This is a genomic window from Pseudomonas sp. BCA17 (assembly GCF_004519405.1).
Lineage (GTDB): Bacteria > Pseudomonadota > Gammaproteobacteria > Pseudomonadales > Pseudomonadaceae > Aquipseudomonas.
Genome location: NZ_SGWI01000027.1, coordinates 1 through 856, shown reverse-complemented (window position 1 = coordinate 856; position 856 = coordinate 1). Strand labels below are relative to the sequence as shown.

At 57.8% G+C, this 856-nt stretch carries 1 protein-coding gene; it reads left to right on the top strand.

The genetic code is table 11. The features are described 5' to 3' along the window. A partial coding sequence (locus EXW71_RS28665) for an immunoglobulin-like domain-containing protein (protein ID WP_372241353.1) occupies positions 1 to 856 on the top strand: 856 nt, incomplete at both ends.

Below are 856 nucleotides of genomic sequence, written 5' to 3'. Positions count from 1 at the left end.
CAGCGGTTCTGTCTCGGTAGTCGCTCCAAACGACGTATACAAAGGCGACCAGACTGTCACCACCGCTATCAAAGGTGTGACTGGTGGAGAGCACTTCGAGAACCTGGTGCCAGGCACTACGCCGGTGAACACCACCGTTACCGACACACCAGGCACTGCCGATACCACCACCGTGACCCTGACGGCTCCGTCGGCGGTCAACGAAGGTGGTCAAATCACTTACACCGCCACCTTGAGCAACAAGGCCGGTACTGACGTCACTCTTAAACTCGACAACGGCTCGACTATCACCATCAAGGCTGGCGACACCGTCGGCACCGTAACCGTCCCGGCGCCAAGTGATGATGTGTTCATCGACAAGAGCACCCAGACCGTCAAGATCACCGACGCTACCGGTGGCAACTTCGAAAAACTGGACGTTGCGGGTAACGGCGCAACCACCACGATCAACGACACCATCGACAAGGTCGATGTGGTTCTGACCGCCACTAACACCGTGGGCGAAGGCGGCAACATCGTTTACACCGCGTCGCTGGTTGATAAATCGGGTAATGCGGTGACTAACATCACCAATCCGCTGACCGTCACCCTGGATAACGGCCAGACCATCACTATCGGTGTGAACCAGTCCAGCGGTTCTGTCTCGGTAGTCGCTCCAAACGACGTATACACAGGCGATCAGACCGTCACCACCGCCATCAAAGGCGTCACCGGCGGCGAGCATTTCGAGAACCTAGTGCCGGGCACTACGCCGGTGAATACCACCGTTACTGACACACCGGGCACTGCCGATACCACGACCGTCACGCTGACCGCGCCAAGTGCAGTCAACGAAGGCGGCCAGATTACTTACACT